14 protein-coding genes are annotated in these 14409 nt (G+C 63.0%); 5 read left to right on the top strand and 9 right to left on the bottom strand.

The window, feature by feature from the left end:
• Positions 1–92: 92 nt before the first annotated feature.
• The 4 genes from NUH87_RS19665 to NUH87_RS19650 all read left to right on the top strand — a co-directional run bounded on the left by NUH87_RS19665 (position 93) and on the right by NUH87_RS19650 (position 3278).
• Positions 93–737 (top strand): sigma-70 family RNA polymerase sigma factor, encoded by a 645-nt coding sequence (locus NUH87_RS19665; RefSeq protein ID WP_338522351.1) that lies wholly within the window; start codon positions 93–95, stop codon positions 735–737.
• Positions 734–1408 (top strand): anti-sigma factor, encoded by a 675-nt coding sequence (locus NUH87_RS19660; RefSeq protein WP_338522350.1) that lies wholly within the window; start codon positions 734–736, stop codon positions 1406–1408. Before NUH87_RS19665 ends, NUH87_RS19660 begins: the two co-directional genes overlap by 4 nt.
• A gap of 123 nt (positions 1409–1531) precedes the next feature.
• On the top strand, positions 1532–2569 hold the full coding sequence (locus NUH87_RS19655) for an RHS repeat-associated core domain-containing protein (RefSeq protein WP_338522349.1): 1038 nt from the start codon (positions 1532–1534) through the stop codon (positions 2567–2569).
• A 448-nt stretch (positions 2570–3017) separates the two neighbouring features.
• Positions 3018–3278, top strand: a complete 261-nt coding sequence (locus NUH87_RS19650) for a short-chain dehydrogenase (RefSeq protein WP_338522348.1) — start codon at positions 3018–3020, stop codon at positions 3276–3278.
• Positions 3279–3344: 66 nt separating this feature from the next.
• Here the strand turns inward: NUH87_RS19650 and fdhA are convergent, their stop codons facing one another.
• From fdhA to NUH87_RS19615, 7 genes are all read right to left on the bottom strand, one after another.
• Positions 3345–4544 (bottom strand): formaldehyde dehydrogenase, glutathione-independent, encoded by a 1200-nt coding sequence (gene fdhA / locus NUH87_RS19645; RefSeq protein ID WP_040071332.1) that lies wholly within the window; start codon positions 4542–4544, stop codon positions 3345–3347.
• Between the two features lie 112 nt (positions 4545–4656).
• A complete protein-coding gene (gene purU / locus NUH87_RS19640; RefSeq protein ID WP_040071333.1) occupies positions 4657–5514 on the bottom strand; it encodes a formyltetrahydrofolate deformylase in 858 nt (285 codons plus the stop codon).
• A gap of 89 nt (positions 5515–5603) precedes the next feature.
• Positions 5604–6236 carry a sarcosine oxidase subunit gamma gene (locus NUH87_RS19635; protein ID WP_338522347.1) on the bottom strand — a complete coding sequence of 211 codons (633 nt, stop codon included), beginning with the start codon at positions 6234–6236 and terminating at the stop codon, positions 5604–5606.
• Positions 6237–6357: 121 nt separating this feature from the next.
• Entirely contained in the window at positions 6358–9375 is a 3018-nt protein-coding gene (locus NUH87_RS19630; protein ID WP_338522346.1) for a sarcosine oxidase subunit alpha, read from the bottom strand.
• Positions 9372–9701 (bottom strand): sarcosine oxidase subunit delta, encoded by a 330-nt coding sequence (locus NUH87_RS19625; RefSeq protein WP_040071336.1) that lies wholly within the window; start codon positions 9699–9701, stop codon positions 9372–9374. Before NUH87_RS19625 ends, NUH87_RS19630 begins: the two co-directional genes overlap by 4 nt.
• A gap of 14 nt (positions 9702–9715) precedes the next feature.
• A complete protein-coding gene (locus NUH87_RS19620) occupies positions 9716–10966 on the bottom strand; it encodes a sarcosine oxidase subunit beta (RefSeq protein ID WP_040071338.1) in 1251 nt (416 codons plus the stop codon).
• A gap of 23 nt (positions 10967–10989) precedes the next feature.
• Positions 10990–12243 carry a serine hydroxymethyltransferase gene (locus NUH87_RS19615; protein ID WP_040071339.1) on the bottom strand — a complete coding sequence of 418 codons (1254 nt, stop codon included), beginning with the start codon at positions 12241–12243 and terminating at the stop codon, positions 10990–10992.
• 430 nt (positions 12244–12673) lie between these two features.
• Here NUH87_RS19615 and NUH87_RS19610 point away from each other — a divergent pair, with 430 nt between their 5' ends.
• Positions 12674–13714, top strand: a complete 1041-nt coding sequence (locus NUH87_RS19610) for a low specificity L-threonine aldolase (protein WP_338522345.1) — start codon at positions 12674–12676, stop codon at positions 13712–13714.
• Between the two features lie 2 nt (positions 13715–13716).
• Here the strand turns inward: NUH87_RS19610 and NUH87_RS19605 are convergent, their stop codons facing one another.
• Positions 13717–14019 (bottom strand): cell division protein ZapA, encoded by a 303-nt coding sequence (locus tag NUH87_RS19605; RefSeq protein ID WP_040071341.1) that lies wholly within the window; start codon positions 14017–14019, stop codon positions 13717–13719.
• Positions 14016–14246 carry a hypothetical protein gene (locus NUH87_RS19600; protein WP_338526874.1) on the bottom strand — a complete coding sequence of 77 codons (231 nt, stop codon included), beginning with the start codon at positions 14244–14246 and terminating at the stop codon, positions 14016–14018. The genes NUH87_RS19605 and NUH87_RS19600 overlap by 4 nt, the downstream gene beginning before the upstream one ends.
• Between the last annotated feature and the right edge of the window lie 163 nt (positions 14247–14409).

Below are 14409 nucleotides of genomic sequence, written 5' to 3'. Positions count from 1 at the left end.
ACGCCGGGGTGTTTCAGGCGCCCCGTGTGATCGTTGACCGCCATCGCCAGCAAGCTGGCTCCTACAACGGCCGTGCCGCCCGGAAGGCCCCCATGAATGGAACAACTGCCTGCCGTGAACTACCCTCAGCCGGCAACGAGCGCAAAGCGCGGCCCATTCATCGTCTTTTGATTGACTGGAGAACAGCCATTTCCACCGCCGACGCCGAACAACTCAGGCAGCTGTTGGCCCAGTGTTCGCTGGGCAACCGCCGCGCATTCGAGACGCTGTATCGCAGCGTCGCCCCACGCCTGCACGGCGTGGCCCTGCGGTGCCTGGGCCGTGCGGACCTGGCCGAGGAAGTCCTCCAGGAAAGCTTCGTCCGTATCTGGAACAACGCTTCGCGCTACGAGGCCCACCTTTCGGCGCCGATGACCTGGATGGTCAACATCACCCGCAACCGGGCCATCGACCAGTTGCGCAGGCTCCGCGAAGTGCCCCTGGACGATCGGCAGGCGGAGCGCCTGGCCGACGACAGCCCATCGGCCCAAGAACTGCTCGACAGCGCCCGCCAGTCCAGTGCCCTGAACCGTTGCCTGGAAACCCTGGAGGACCCGCAACGCCAGTCGATCACCCTGGCCTACTTCCATGGCCTGTCCTACGCGGAGCTGGCCGAACAGCTGCCCGCGCCGCTGGGCTCGGTCAAATCCTGGATACGTCGCGGCATGGAACGCCTGCGCAGGTGCCTTGAATCATGAACTACCAGAACCCCCGCCTGCGTCGTGCCCTGGCTGCCGACTACGCCATCGGCCTGATGTCCAAGGCCGCGCGTCGGCGCTTCGAAGAGTTGATGCGTGATGACGCCAAGCTGCGCGCCCAGGTCGCCGAATGGCAGGAAAACCTGATGGCCCTGACCGAATCCGTGCCCGACCAGCCGGTACCGGATCGTGTGTGGCAAGGCATTGTGGCGCGGATCGATCCGCAACGGCTGCACCTGCCCGAGCGGCGGCCGTTCTGGAACAAGCTTCGGGTCCTGGCGGCGGCCTTTTCACTGGTGCTGATCGTGGCCCTGGGCGCGCTCTATAACCACGACCCGGTGAGCGCCAGCGCGACCCTACTCAGCGGAACGCAAACCCCGGCATTACGAATCAAGGCCCATACCGAGTACCTGCAAGTGGAGCCGCTGACCCTGGCGGCGGTGCAGGCCGACCGCAGCCTGGAACTGTGGGCAATTCCAGTGGATGGCAAGCCGGTGTCCCTGGGGCTGGTGCCGAAGGAAGGCAAGGGACGGGTCGAGTTGAGCGAAGCGCATAAGGCCTTGCTCGGCACCTCGGTGGTCCTGGCGGTCAGCCTTGAGCCGGCGGGTGGCTCGCCGACTGGGCAGCCGACCGGACCGGTGTTGTACCAAGGGCCGCTGGCAGCGCTTTGAGCGCCAAGGCTCGCGGCTCGGCGAGAACGCAAGTAAGAACCTGATAGTTCTGTCAGTAGGCAAACCCTGACCATGCGCGGAAACTATGCCCAGAGACCTCGGGTCGCTCTGATACCCATCGCCATGCCATCACCACGCACCCTGCTGATCCAGTACCGCTACGACCCACTCGACCGGCTGGTGACGTGTACACCGACCGCCCTGCCGCACCAGCAGCGCTTCTACCAGAAAGACCGCCTGGCCACCGAGATCCACGGGGCAATCAGCCACTCAATTTTCCAGCAAGAAGACCTGCTGTTGGCCCAACAACGGCGTCAGGGGACAACAACCGACACCACCTTGCTGGCGACCAATCAGCAACGCTCCGCCCTCCAAGCCCTGGACAAGACACAACGCCAAGCCATCGCCTATAGCCCCTACGGCCATCATGCACTGACAAACGGCTCGCTGAGTTTGCTGGGGTTCAACGGCGAACGGGCGGATCCGGTGACTGGACATTATTTATTGGGCAACGGCCATCGAGCGTTCAATACAGTCCTGATGCGATTCAATAGTCCGGATCGGCTGAGTCCGTTTGGAAAGGGAGGGGTCAATGCTTATGCCTATGGGCTGGGCGATCCTCTGAACAGGGTCGACCCGACCGGACAATTTGCCGAGTGGCTGCCCTCTGTCCTTTCGATCGCGACGTCAATGCTCAATTTCAAGGTGGCCATCTTCAACACACCCGCCCGCACCAGCCCTTCGATCTGGGCCGCGCGCGCAAGCCTGATCGCGGTGCCCCTGTCCATCACGGGCGTGGTGATGCAGTTGGCGGGCAACAAGGAGACGAAAACGGCCGGCCAGATCCTGGCGATAGCTGGAGCCGGTATTTCGATACTGGGACTGACCGCCAGATTGACGTTGGGTGTGAAAAATATCTTGAGTGCAGCCAAGCCCAGGTCCGAGATCGGGAAAAATTTCAGAAACCTCTTCGCCATTAAAAAACCTTCCACTCGATCCGTTCAGGCAGCTTCCGAGAGACCAGAGCCGGGCTCCGTTGTTTCCCCACGAGCTGGCGTTGGCGCTGAGCAGACGAGCCTGTCCCCCCTGAGAAAGTGCCCAACATCTCAAATAAAGGGCATTCGGCAATCCCTACTGGCATATGACATCCGCGTTCATTGAACCCTGCCCCTGCAAAAAACCTGATACTTCTGCCAGTAGCCAAGTGTCAGGAGCAAGCAGAGACTGTTTCTGAATCGTCGCCCTGAAGGCCCATGTTCAACCTTGGCTGACAGGCCTTGGCGCTTGCCTCCTTAGCCATACACGAACGCTTACATCTGCCCTCTCATCAGCACCTTGCTTCCTCAGAAGCCTGCGGCTTATAGTCCGCCGGTCGCCCTTATTGGCGATACGGGTTTGGCGACCCGAGAATTGAACTGTGCGAAAGCCCTGTGCTTGTTTGCAGGTATCTTCGCACCCGCAAAGTCGCTTTATGGCGGCTGTGCGCGGGAGACCTTCGGGTCTGCCGGTTTGGTTCATGCCCGGTTCGCCAACCTGCGTACAGCTGCCACCCGTTCGTTTGGCGACGGATGAGTGGTGGCCTCATACCGACTGAAAAGAGGTACTGCGCATGAGCCGATACATACCGTTAACCGCCATCGACTGCCTGATCCCCAGCCTGTTGATCGACGCCGAAAGCCCGACCGACGTGCTCCACGCCAACGCCGCCGCCCGCTTCCTCGCAGCGACGCAAATGCTCGAATCGCTGTCCCGCATCGAACTGCACAACGCCAATGACATCGACTTCCAACACATTCTCCAGGTCCCCGCGATGGTCATGCGCGATGGCTGCGACCTGATGGATGTACTGGGTTGGCGGCTGCGGGCCTGATCGCTGAATTTCACCCATTAAAAAGGGCGACCGAAGTCGCCCTTTTTCCGTCTTGCCCTTTACTGCTTACGCCGCACTGAACAGCTTGTGCGGGTCAATCACGAATTTCTTCGGTACGCCGGCGTCGAACTCGCCGTAGCCTTTCGGCGCGTCATCCAGGCTGATGACCTGGACACCGACGATCTCGGCGATATTGATCCGATCCCACATGATCGCCTGCATCAGCTGGCGGTTGTACTTCATCACCGGGGTCTGGCCGGTGTGGAAGCTGTGGGACTTGGCCCAACCGAGACCGAAGCGGATGCTCAGGCTGCCGATTTTCGCGGCGGCGTCCACTGCACCCGGATCCTCGGTCACGTACAGGCCAGGAATACCGATCTTGCCCGCCACGCGGACCACGCCCATCAGCGAGTTGAGCACGGTGGCCGGGGCCTCGTGCTTCACGCCTTCATGACCGTGACCACGGGCTTCGAAGCCCACCGCATCGACGGCGCAGTCCACTTCCGGCTCGCCCAGCAGTGCGGCGATCTGTTCGTGCAGCGGGGTGTCCTTGGACAGGTCGGCGATTTCAAAACCCTGGGCCTTGGCGTGAGCCAGGCGGATCGGGTTGACGTCACCGACGATCACCACCGCCGCACCCAGCAGGCGGGCCGAAGCCGCTGCCGCGAGGCCGACCGGGCCGGCACCGGCGATGTACACGCTGCTGCCCGGGCCAACGCCCGCGGTGACCGCACCGTGGTAGCCGGTGGGCAGGATGTCGGAGAGGCAGGTCAGGTCGCGGATCTTCTCCATGGCCTTGTCGCGATCCGGCAGCTTGAGCAGGTTGAAGTCGGCGTATGGCACCAGTACGTATTCGGCCTGGCCGCCGGTCCAGTCGCCCATGTCGACATAACCGTAGGCACCGCCGGCACGGGCCGGGTTGACGGTCAGGCAGACGCCGGTGTGTTGTTCCTTGCAGGAACGGCAGCGCCCGCAAGCCACGTTGAACGGTACCGAGACCAGGTCGCCGAGTTTCAGGTTCTCGACGTCACTGCCCTTCTCGACCACTTCACCGGTGATTTCATGGCCCAGGACCAGGCCGACCTGGGCGGTGGTGCGACCACGGACCATGTGTTGGTCCGAGCCGCAGATGTTGGTGGAGACAACGCGCAGGATGACACCGTGCTCGATCTTCCTGCCGCGCGGGTCCTGCATTTTCGGATAGTCGATTTTCTGCACCTCGACCTTGCCATTGCCGAGATACACCACACCACGATTGCCAGACATGCTTTCACCTCGCTGTTGTTTTTATGTAGCGACGCGTCGCCAGGGGGCAACGCGTAAATTGCTCGGGTTATTGCCTGTGGTTGTTGCGTTGTTCTTGCGGGCAGCAAAAAACTTAGAGAACGACTGTTCTGTTGGCGTTCAGGAAGACCCGCCGTTCAATGTGATAACCCACCGCCCGGGCCAGGGTCAGCCCTTCGATATCCCGGCCCTTGGCGATCAGGTCCTCGGGGTAGTGACTGTGGTCCACCGCCTCCACGCCCTGGGCGATGATCGGGCCTTCGTCCAGGTCGTTGTTGATGTAGTGCGCGGTGGCCCCCACCAGTTTCACGCCCTTGTTGTAGGCCTGGTGATAGGGCTTGGCGCCCTTGAAACCGGGCAGCAACGAGTGGTGAATGTTGATGGCCTTGCCGTCGAGCTTGCGGCACAGCTCGGGCGAGAGCACCTGCATGTAGCGGGCAAGAATCACCAGCTCGGCGCCGGACTCCTCGATCACCTGCCAGACCTGCCGCTCCTGGGCCGGTTTGTCGTTGGGGTCCAGCGGGAAATGGTAGTAGGGAATCTGGTGCCAGTCGGCCAGGGGCTTGAGGTCCGGGTGGTTGGACACCACGGCGGCCACGTCCATGGACAATTGGCCGATGCGCTGGCGATAGAGCAGGTCGTTGAGGCAGTGATCGGCCTTGGAGACCATGATCACCACTTTCGGCCGATAGTTCGGCGGGGTCAGTTCGAACAGCATGCCGAAGGTCTCGCCGCGTTCGGCCAGGCCGGCGCGGAAGGCCAGTTCGTCGAAACCGTCGGGCTGGCGAAACTCCACGCGAATGAAGAAACGCCCCGAGAGGCGGTCATCGAACGAATGGTGCTCGGTGACATAGCAGCCCTGCTCGAACAGGTAGCGGGTCACCACATCCACCGTGCCGAGCACGCTGGGGCAGTCGGCGGTCAAAATCCATGTATCGGGGGCGCGGCTCATAGCTTGACTCCTGTTCGTGAATAGCTGTGCGGTACAAAACCTGTGGCGAGGGGGCTTGCCCCCTCGCCACATGGAGTCCGCGTGTTGCCTCAGGCCTGGACGTTCAGCCCGTACTCCGCCGCCGCATCCTGCAGCCACAGCCACCAGTAATCCGAGAAGCTGCGACGAATCACCAGCTCCCAGGTGTCTTCGGCGGTATGGCGGATCATCAGTTGCGACTTGGCGAACACCGTGCCCACGGCCTTGCCCACCGGGAAGTTGTTCGGGTGCACGTCATAGCTGGTGGACTTCTTCAGCACTTCACGGACCTTCGGCCCGCTCAGTTCCAGCAATTGCTGGCCGCCGCTGACGTTGACGATGGCGATATGCAGGTCGCCCAGGGCCTCGCGCAGGGCCTTCTCGGCAGCGAACTCTTCGCCGCTCGGGACGATCAGCAGCCACTCGTCGGGGCCGAGCCATTGCAGGCTGGTGTCGCCCTTGGCGACCACGGTCAGCGCCACGGGCAGTTCCAGGCCGAGTGCCTTGTGCACGCCGGCGGCAAAGGCCGCGTCATGGCCGTCGCCACGAATGGTCAGGTGACCGAGCAGTTTCTTTTCCCGCACGGTGACACCGGCGTTCTTGCGGCCCTTGCCCACCAGGCTGGCGAGGTCGGCATGGTGCAACGACGACTCGGCCTTGGCCCCGGAAGTCGGGCGTTGTTGGTAAACGTTGGCTGTGGTCATGTGAAACACCTGTGTTGAATGCTGTCTTTGCAGTTGTGCGCAGACCCTGTAGTGACTGTCCTGCCGTCATCGCCGGCAAGCCGGCGCCTACCAGGGTCCGCGTCCAACCTCGATCCCGTTGTCAGATGTTCTGGCGATCGCCCTTCGGATCGAAGAACACCGAAGAAACGATTTCCGCCTCGATCACGCTGCCGTCGGCCAAGGGTGCGAACACCCGCTCGCCCATACGCTTCAGGCCGCCCTTGACCACCGCCATGGCAAACGAATAGCCAAGGGAGTTGTGGGCATAGCTGGAGGTCACGTGACCGACCATCTTCATCGGGATCGACTGCTTGGTGTCGAACACCAGTTGCGCACCTTCCGGCAGCCACTTGGTCGGATCGATCGGCTTGAGCCCGACCAACTGCTTGCGCTCTTCACGCACGCAGTCTTCGCGGTTCATCCCGCGCCAGCCGATCCAGGAGAACGGCTTGGTCCGGCCCACGCACCAGCCCATGTTCAGGTCGTCCGGGGTCATCGAGCCGTCGGTGTCCTGGCCGACGATGATGAAGCCCTTCTCGGCCCGCAGCACGTGCATGGTCTCGGTGCCGTACGGGGTCAGGTTGTATTTCTTGCCGGCCTCGACGATCTTCTCCAGCACACCCATGGCGTAGTCGGCCTGGACGTTGACCTCGTAGGACAGCTCGCCGGTAAAGGAAATCCGGAACACCCGCGCCGGTACACCGCCGACCAGACCTTCTTTCCAGGTCATGAACGGGAACCCGTCCTTGTCCAGGTCGATGTCGGTGACTTCGCTGAGCAGCTTGCGGCTGTTCGGTCCGGACAGGGTCATGGTCGCCCAGTGGTCGGTCACGGAGGTGAAGTACACCTTCATGTTCGGCCATTCGGTCTGGTGGTACAGCTCCAGCCACTGCAGTACGCGGGCCGCGCCGCCGGTGGTGGTGGTCATCATGAAGTGGTTGTCGGCCAGACAGGCGGTCACGCCGTCGTCGAAAACCATACCGTCTTCCTTGCACATCAGGCCGTAGCGGGCCTTGCCCACATCGAGCTTGGTCCAGGCGTTGGTGTACACGCGGTTGAGGAACTCGCGGGCATCCGGGCCCTGGATGTCGATCTTGCCCAGGGTCGAGGCGTCGAGCAGGCCGACGCTGTCGCGCACGGCCTTGCACTCACGCTTGACCGCCGCATGCAGGTCTTCGCCGTTGCGCGGGAAGTACCAGGGACGTTTCCACTGGCCGACGTCCTCGAACTTGGCGCCCTGCTTCACATGCCAGGCCTGCAAGGCGGTGTAGCGCACCGGCTCGAAGATATGCCCACAGTGACGGCCGGCCACCGCGCCGAAGGTGATCGGCGTGTAGTTCGGACGGAACATGGTGGTGCCCATCTGCGGGATGGTCACGTTCAGCGAACGGGCGGCGATGGCCAGGCCGTTGACGTTGCCCAGCTTGCCCTGGTCGGTACCGAAGCCCAGCGCGGTGTAGCGCTTGACGTGTTCGACCGACTCGAAGCCCTCGCGGGTCGCCAGTTCGATGGCGGCGGCGGTGACGTCGTTCTGCAGGTCGACGAATTGCTTCGGCGCCCGGGCAGTGGCTTTTTCATGGGGCACCTGGAACAGCGCCAGGGTCGGTTCTTCCACACGGGACAAAGCCTTGGGCAACACGCCTTCGACAGCCTTGAAACCGGCTTCGCTGGCCGCGCGAACGCCGCCTTCAAAACCGTCAGCCAGGGTATCGGCCAGACCGTAGACGCCATTGATGCCGCCGACGCACACGCGTTTCTGCGGTGCTTCGCCCGGCACGAAACCGAGAATGTCTTCACGCCAGGTCGGCTTGCCGCCCAGGTGCGAGGCCAGGTGCACCACCGGGCTGTAGCCGCCGGAGCTGGCTACCAGGTCGCACTCCAGCCATTCGCCGGGGCTGGTGACTTTATGGGCGCGGACGTCGATGGCGGCGACCCGCGCCGCGGTCACGTGCTTGCTGCCACGGGCTTCGATCACGGCGCTGCCGGTGAGGATGCGAATACCCTTGGCGCGCGCCTCTTCCACCAGCGCACCCCGTGGGTTGCTGCGGGCATCGGCGATGGCAACCACCTGCAGGCTGGCATCGAGCCAGTCCAGGGCCACGCGGTAGGCGTGATCGTTGTTGGTGCTCAGCACCAGTTTCTTGCCCGGGGCCACGCCGTAACGACGGACGTAGGTGGACACGGCACCGGCCAGCATGTTGCCCGGCACGTCGTTGTTGCCGTAGACCAGCGGACGCTCGTGGGCACCGGTGGCCAGGACCACGCGCTTGGCGCGGACCCGGTGGATACGCTGGCGGACCTGGCCGATCGGCGCGCGATCACCGAGGTGGTCGGTGAGGCGTTCGTGAATGGTCAGGAAGTTGTGGTCGTGGTAGCCGTTGACAGTGGCACGAGGCAGCAACAGCACGTCCGGCAGGCCTTTCAATTCGGCGATGACGCTGGCGATCCATTCGGCCGCCGGCTTGCCGTCGAGGCTTTCGCGGGAGTCGAGCAGGCTGCCGCCGAACTCTTCCTGTTCATCGGCGAGGATCACCCGGGCACCGCTGCGCGCGGCGGCCAGTGCGGCGGCCAGGCCGGCAGGGCCGGCACCGACGATCAGCACGTCGCAGTGCTGGTTCATGTAGTCGTAGGTGTCCGGATCGTTCTCGGTCGGCGAGCGACCCAGGCCGGCGGCCTTGCGGATGTACTTCTCGTAGGTCATCCAGAACGACTGCGGATACATGAAGGTCTTGTAGTAGAAACCCGGTGGCATCAGCTTGCCGCCGACCTTGCCGAGAATCCCCATCATGTCGTTGTTGACGCTCGGCCAGCCGTTGGTGCTGGTGGCCACCAGGCCCTGATACAGCGCTTGCTGGGTGGCGCGCACGTTAGGAATCTGGGTCGCTTCGGTGGCGCCGATCTGCAGCACCGCGTTCGGCTCTTCGGCACCGGCGGCGAAAATGCCCCGTGGGCGGGAATACTTGAAGCTGCGGCCGACGATATCGACCCCGTTGGCCAGCAACGCGGCGGCCAGGGTGTCGCCTTCAAAGCCCTTGTAGACCTGGCCGTTGAAGGTGAAGCTCAAGACTTTGTTGCGGTCGATCCGACCACCGTTGGACAGGCGATTGACCTGGCTCATACCTTCTCTCCCACAGCCGCGCCGGGCACTTTCGAACTCTCTGCTTTAGCGGTGAATTGCGGCTTCTCGCCAATCTTGTAGGTTTCCAGGATCTCGTAGGTGACGGTGTCGCGGGTCACGTTGAAATACTGGCGGCAACCGGCGACGTGGTCCCACAGCTCGTGGTGCAGGCCGCGCGGGTTGTCGCGGAAGAACATGTAGTCGCCCCACTGCTCGTCGGTGCAGGTGTTCGGGTCCAGGGGACGCGGGATATGCGCCTGGCCGGAAGCGTGGAATTCCTCTTCGGAGCGCAGCTCGCCGCAATGAGGACAGAAGATATGCAACATAGGGATTTCTCCTGTTAGTGGGCGACCGCAGCAGCACCGTGTTCGTCGATCAACGCACCGCTGTGGAAGCGGTCGATGGAGAAAGGAGCGGCCAACGGGTGCATTTCACCCTTGGCCAGGCTCGCGGCAAACACGTTGCCTGAACCCGGGGTGGCCTTGAAGCCGCCGGTACCCCAACCGCAGTTGAAGAACATGTTCGGTACCGGGGTTTTCGAAATGATCGGGCAGGCGTCCGGAGTGGTGTCGACGATGCCGCCCCACTGGCGGTTCATGCGCACGCGGGACAGCACCGGGAACATCTCGACGATGGCCTGGATGGTGTGCTCGATCACCGGGTACGAACCACGCTGGCCGTAGCCGTTGTAGCCGTCGATACCGGCACCGATCACCAGGTCGCCCTTGTCGGACTGGCTGATGTAGCCGTGCACGGCGTTGGACATGATCACACTGTCGATGATCGGCTTGATCGGTTCGGACACCAGCGCTTGCAGCGGGTGCGATTCGACCGGCAGGCGGAAGCCCGCCAGCTTGGCCATGTGCCCGGAGTTACCGGCGGTGACCACGCCGACGCGCTTGGCGCCGATGAAGCCCTTGTTGGTTTCGACACCGATGCACACGCCGTTTTCCTTGCGGAAACCGATCACTTCGGTCTGCTGGATCAGGTCCACGCCCAGGGCGTCGGCCGCACGGGCGAAGCCCCAGGCCACGGCATCGTGACGGGCCACGCCGCCGCGACGCTGGACGGTGGCGCCCATCACCGGGTAGCGGGTGTTCTTCGAGCAGTCCAGGTACGGAATCTCGTCCGCCACCTGCTGGGCGTTGAGCAGTTCGCCGTCGACGCCGTTGAGGCGGTTGGCGCTGACCCGACGCTCGGAATCACGGATGTCCTGCAGGGTGTGGCAGAGGTTGTAGACGCCACGCTGGGAGAACATCACGTTGTAGTTCAGGTCCTGGGACAGGCCTTCCCACAATTTCATCGCGTGTTCGTACAGGTGCGCCGACTCGTCCCACAGGTAGTTGGAACGCACGATGGTGGTGTTGCGCGCGGTGTTACCGCCGCCCAGCCAGCCCTTCTCGACCACGGCCACGTTGGTGATGCCGTGCTCCTTGGCCAGGTAGTAGGCGGTCGCCAGGCCATGCCCGCCGCCGCCGACGATGACCACGTCATAGACCTTTTTCGGGGTCGGCGTGCGCCACATTCTCTGCCAGTTTTCGTGGTGACTGAGAGAGTGCTTGAAGAGGCCGAAGCCCGAATAGCGTTGCATAGTCATTTACTCCAAAACCGCTCTCAGCGATAAACCGGGAAGTCCGCGCACAGGGCTGCCACGTGCTTGGCGACGTTCGCTTCGACATCGGCATCGCCGAGGTTGTCGAGGATGTCGCAGATCCAACCGGCCAGTTCGACACACTGGGTCACCTTGAACCCACGGGTGGTGACGGCCGGGGTACCGATGCGCAGACCCGAAGTGACGAACGGCGACTGCGGGTCGTTCGGCACGGCGTTCTTGTTCACGGTGATATGGGCACGGCCCAGGGCGGCATCGGCCTCCTTGCCGGTCAGGCCCTGACGGATCAGGCTGACCAGGAACAGGTGGTTGTCGGTACCGCCGGACACTACATCGTAGCCACGTTTGATAAATACGCCCGCCATCGCCTGGGCGTTATCGATCACTTGCTGCTGATAGACCTTGAAGCCCGGCTCCAGCGCTTCCTTGAAGCACACGGCCTTGGCGGCGATCACGTGCATCAGCGGGCCGCCCTGGGCGCCCGGGAACACCGCGGCGTTGAGTTTCTTCTCGATCTCTTCGTTGGCCTTGGCCAGGATCAGGCCGCCACGCGGACCGCGCAGGGTCTTGTGGGTGGTGGTGGTGACCACGTCGGCGAATGGGATCGGGTTCGGGTAGAGGCCAGCAGCGACCAGCCCGGCAACGTGGGCCATGTCGACGAACAGCAGCGCACCGACCTTGTCGGCGATCTGACGGAAGCGTGGGAAATCAAGGGTTTTCGAGTAGGCCGAGAAACCGGCGACGATCATCTTCGGTTTGTGCTCGACCGCCAGGCGCTCGACTTCATCGTAGTCGATCAGGCCGGTCGCGGTGTCGATCCCGTATTGAACGGCGTTGTACAGCTTGCCCGAGGACGACACCTTGGCACCGTGGGTCAGGTGACCGCCATGGGCCAGGCTCATGCCCAGGATGGTGTCGCCGGCCTGCAGCAGGGCCAGGTACACGGCGCCGTTGGCCGAGGAGCCGGAGTGCGGCTGGACGTTGGCGTAATCGGCGCCGAACAGTTGCTTGGCGCGCTCGATGGCCAGGGCCTCGACCTTGTCCACGTGCTCGCAGCCACCGTAGTAGCGCTTGCCCGGATAGCCTTCGGCGTATTTGTTGGTCAGGCCGCTGCCCTGGGCCTGCATGACGCGCTTGCTGGTGTAGTTTTCCGACGCGATCAGCTCGATGTGATCTTCCTGACGCTGCTCCTCGGCATTCATGGCCGCCATCAGTGCATCGTCATAACCCTGGATCTGGTCTTGCTTGCTGAACATCGCGTCTCTCCCAGCGGCGGCGGTGCGCCATTCGTCTCGGTGAGGCCTTTGCCGTGCGGCAGTGCCCTTTGATGCGATGGTATGGCCGACGCAGACCGATCAAATGCCTATGGACGCCACGCAAAGGTGCGTTTACGACATGGCCTGGCGCGCTGAGATAATCGAAGAGAAAAGTGGCGCAAACCTGTGGCGAGCGGGCTTGTCGGAACGCCGCACCGCCGCGCTCAGCTGCGAAGCAGTCGTAAAACCGGTCATCTCGGTCTACCTGATAGATCTCGTTCGCCGGTTTTAGGGCCGCTTCGCGCCCCAGCGCGGGCAAGCCCGCTCGCCACAAGGGATCTGTGCACATCAGGTAGAGGTTTTCTGTGCCTGTGCGCTGCCGCCAATTCTGGTTACAGTGCGCACCATAATCGTTCACAAGGAGCGGGCCATGACCGACAAGAGCCAACAATTCGCCAGCGACAACTACTCCGGTATCTGCCCCGAAGCCTGGGCCGCCATGGAACAGGCCAATCACGGCCACCAGCGTGCCTACGGCGAAGACGAATGGACCCAGCGCGCCGCCGACGGCTTCCGCGAGCTGTTCGAAACCGACAGCGAAGTGTTCTTCGCCTTCAACGGCACCGCGGCCAACTCCCTGGCCCTGTCGTCGCTGTGCCAGAGCTATCACAGCGTGATCTGCTCGGAGACCGCCCACGTCGAGACCGACGAATGCGGCGCGCCGGAGTTTTTCTCCAACGGCTCCAAGCTGCTCACCGCGCGCACCGAAAACGGCAAGCTGACCCCCGACACGATCCGCGAAATCGCCCTCAAGCGCCAGGACATCCACTTCCCCAAAGCCCGCGTGGTGACCCTGACCCAGGCCACCGAGGTCGGCAGTGTCTACACCCCGGACGAAATCCGCGCCATCAGTGCCACCTGCAAGGAACTGGGCCTGAACCTGCACATGGACGGCGCGCGCTTCTCCAACGCCTGCGCCTTCCTCGGCTGCACCCCGGCGGAGCTGACCTGGAAGGCCGGCGTCGACGTGCTGTGCTTCGGCGGCACGAAAAACGGCATGGCAGTGGGTGAAGCGATCCTGTTCTTCAACCGCGACCTGGCGGTGGATTTCGACTATCGCTGCAAGCAGGCCGGGCAGTTGGCCTCGAAAATGCGCTTTCTCTCGGCGCCCTGGGTCGGCCTGCTGGAAAACCACGCCTGGCTCAAGCACGCCCGCCACGCCAACCATTGCGCGCAGCTGCTCAGCAACCTGGTCAAGGACATTCCCGGCGTGGAACTGATGTTCCCGGTGGAAGCCAACGGCGTGTTCCTGCAACTCTCGGAACCGGCCATCGCCGCGCTGACCGCCAGGGGCTGGCGTTTCTACACCTTCATCGGCAAGGGCGGCGCGCGCTTCATGTGCTCGTGGGACACCGAGGAAGCGCGGGTTCGGGAACTGGCGGCAGATATCCGCGAGGTGATGGGGGCCTGACCTCAGTTCTGCCCGATGGTCCGCGAAATCACATCGACCGTGGCGTTGACCTGCTCCTGGTAACGGTCGAGTTCCTCGCGGTGGCGCTGCTGCGCTTCGATCTGCTGCGAACACAGGTTCAGCGCCGCCAGCACCAGCAGTTTGTCGCCGATCAGCGTGGGGAACTTCTTCTTGGTGTCGGCCAAGGCGGCCCTGAGCATCACGGTCGCCTCCTGCAACGTGCGTTCCTGGCCGGCGGGCGCCTTGATCGAATAGTCCTCGCCGAGGATCGAGATGACGGTTACACCGTCGCTGCTGGTTCTCATGCGCTCACGGGACCTGCGCTGACACGCTCGACCAGCGCCTGGATACGGGCGGCGGTGGCGCCGTGCTTTTCTTCCTGTTCCATCAGGCTCAGTTGCAGGCTTTCGTTTTCATCCTTGGCCTGAGCCAGCTCAGTGCTCAGCGCCGCATTGGCAGCCAGCAGCTCCTGTTTTTGCTGAACCAGTTCGCCGACCAGTTGTTCCAGTTGACTGAGGGAGGCTTCCAACATTTTCTTGATCTCTCGGGCAGTTTCAAAGGGCGCGTACGATAAAGAAAAGCCCCCCTGTTTGCCAGGGGAAAACTGTCGCAAAGCCTTGATTTTCCTGGCGGGATGCTTTTCTTCGAACCTTAGTGACTGCGATTGCCAGGACATGTTCCCCGCCCCCCGTCGG

The sequence above is a fragment of the Pseudomonas batumici genome (assembly GCF_036585405.1).
Lineage (GTDB): Bacteria > Pseudomonadota > Gammaproteobacteria > Pseudomonadales > Pseudomonadaceae > Aquipseudomonas > Aquipseudomonas batumici.
This window is presented reverse-complemented; position numbering and strand designations above follow the sequence as displayed.

What these genes read in the sequence shown, in the direction of transcription:
- NUH87_RS19605 (WP_040071341.1), bottom strand. Translation starts at nt 14,019, where the DNA reads ATGAGAACCAGCAGCGACGGTGTAACCGTCATCTCGATCCTCGGCGAG.
- NUH87_RS19600 (WP_338526874.1), bottom strand. Translation starts at nt 14,246, where the DNA reads ATGTTGGAAGCCTCCCTCAGTCAACTGGAACAACTGGTCGGCGAACTG.
- NUH87_RS19625 (WP_040071336.1), bottom strand. Translation starts at nt 9,701, where the DNA reads ATGTTGCATATCTTCTGTCCTCATTGCGGCGAGCTGCGCTCCGAAGAG.
- NUH87_RS19615 (WP_040071339.1), bottom strand. Translation starts at nt 12,243, where the DNA reads ATGTTCAGCAAGCAAGACCAGATCCAGGGTTATGACGATGCACTGATG.
- NUH87_RS19610 (WP_338522345.1), top strand. Translation starts at nt 12,674, where the DNA reads ATGACCGACAAGAGCCAACAATTCGCCAGCGACAACTACTCCGGTATC.
- NUH87_RS19650 (WP_338522348.1), top strand. Translation starts at nt 3,018, where the DNA reads ATGAGCCGATACATACCGTTAACCGCCATCGACTGCCTGATCCCCAGC.
- NUH87_RS19630 (WP_338522346.1), bottom strand. Translation starts at nt 9,375, where the DNA reads ATGAGCCAGGTCAATCGCCTGTCCAACGGTGGTCGGATCGACCGCAAC.
- purU (WP_040071333.1), bottom strand. Translation starts at nt 5,514, where the DNA reads ATGAGCCGCGCCCCCGATACATGGATTTTGACCGCCGACTGCCCCAGC.
- NUH87_RS19665 (WP_338522351.1), top strand. Translation starts at nt 93, where the DNA reads ATGAATGGAACAACTGCCTGCCGTGAACTACCCTCAGCCGGCAACGAG.
- fdhA (WP_040071332.1), bottom strand. Translation starts at nt 4,544, where the DNA reads ATGTCTGGCAATCGTGGTGTGGTGTATCTCGGCAATGGCAAGGTCGAG.
- NUH87_RS19620 (WP_040071338.1), bottom strand. Translation starts at nt 10,966, where the DNA reads ATGCAACGCTATTCGGGCTTCGGCCTCTTCAAGCACTCTCTCAGTCAC.
- NUH87_RS19635 (WP_338522347.1), bottom strand. Translation starts at nt 6,236, where the DNA reads ATGACCACAGCCAACGTTTACCAACAACGCCCGACTTCCGGGGCCAAG.
- NUH87_RS19655 (WP_338522349.1), top strand. Translation starts at nt 1,532, where the DNA reads ATGCCATCACCACGCACCCTGCTGATCCAGTACCGCTACGACCCACTC.
- NUH87_RS19660 (WP_338522350.1), top strand. Translation starts at nt 734, where the DNA reads ATGAACTACCAGAACCCCCGCCTGCGTCGTGCCCTGGCTGCCGACTAC.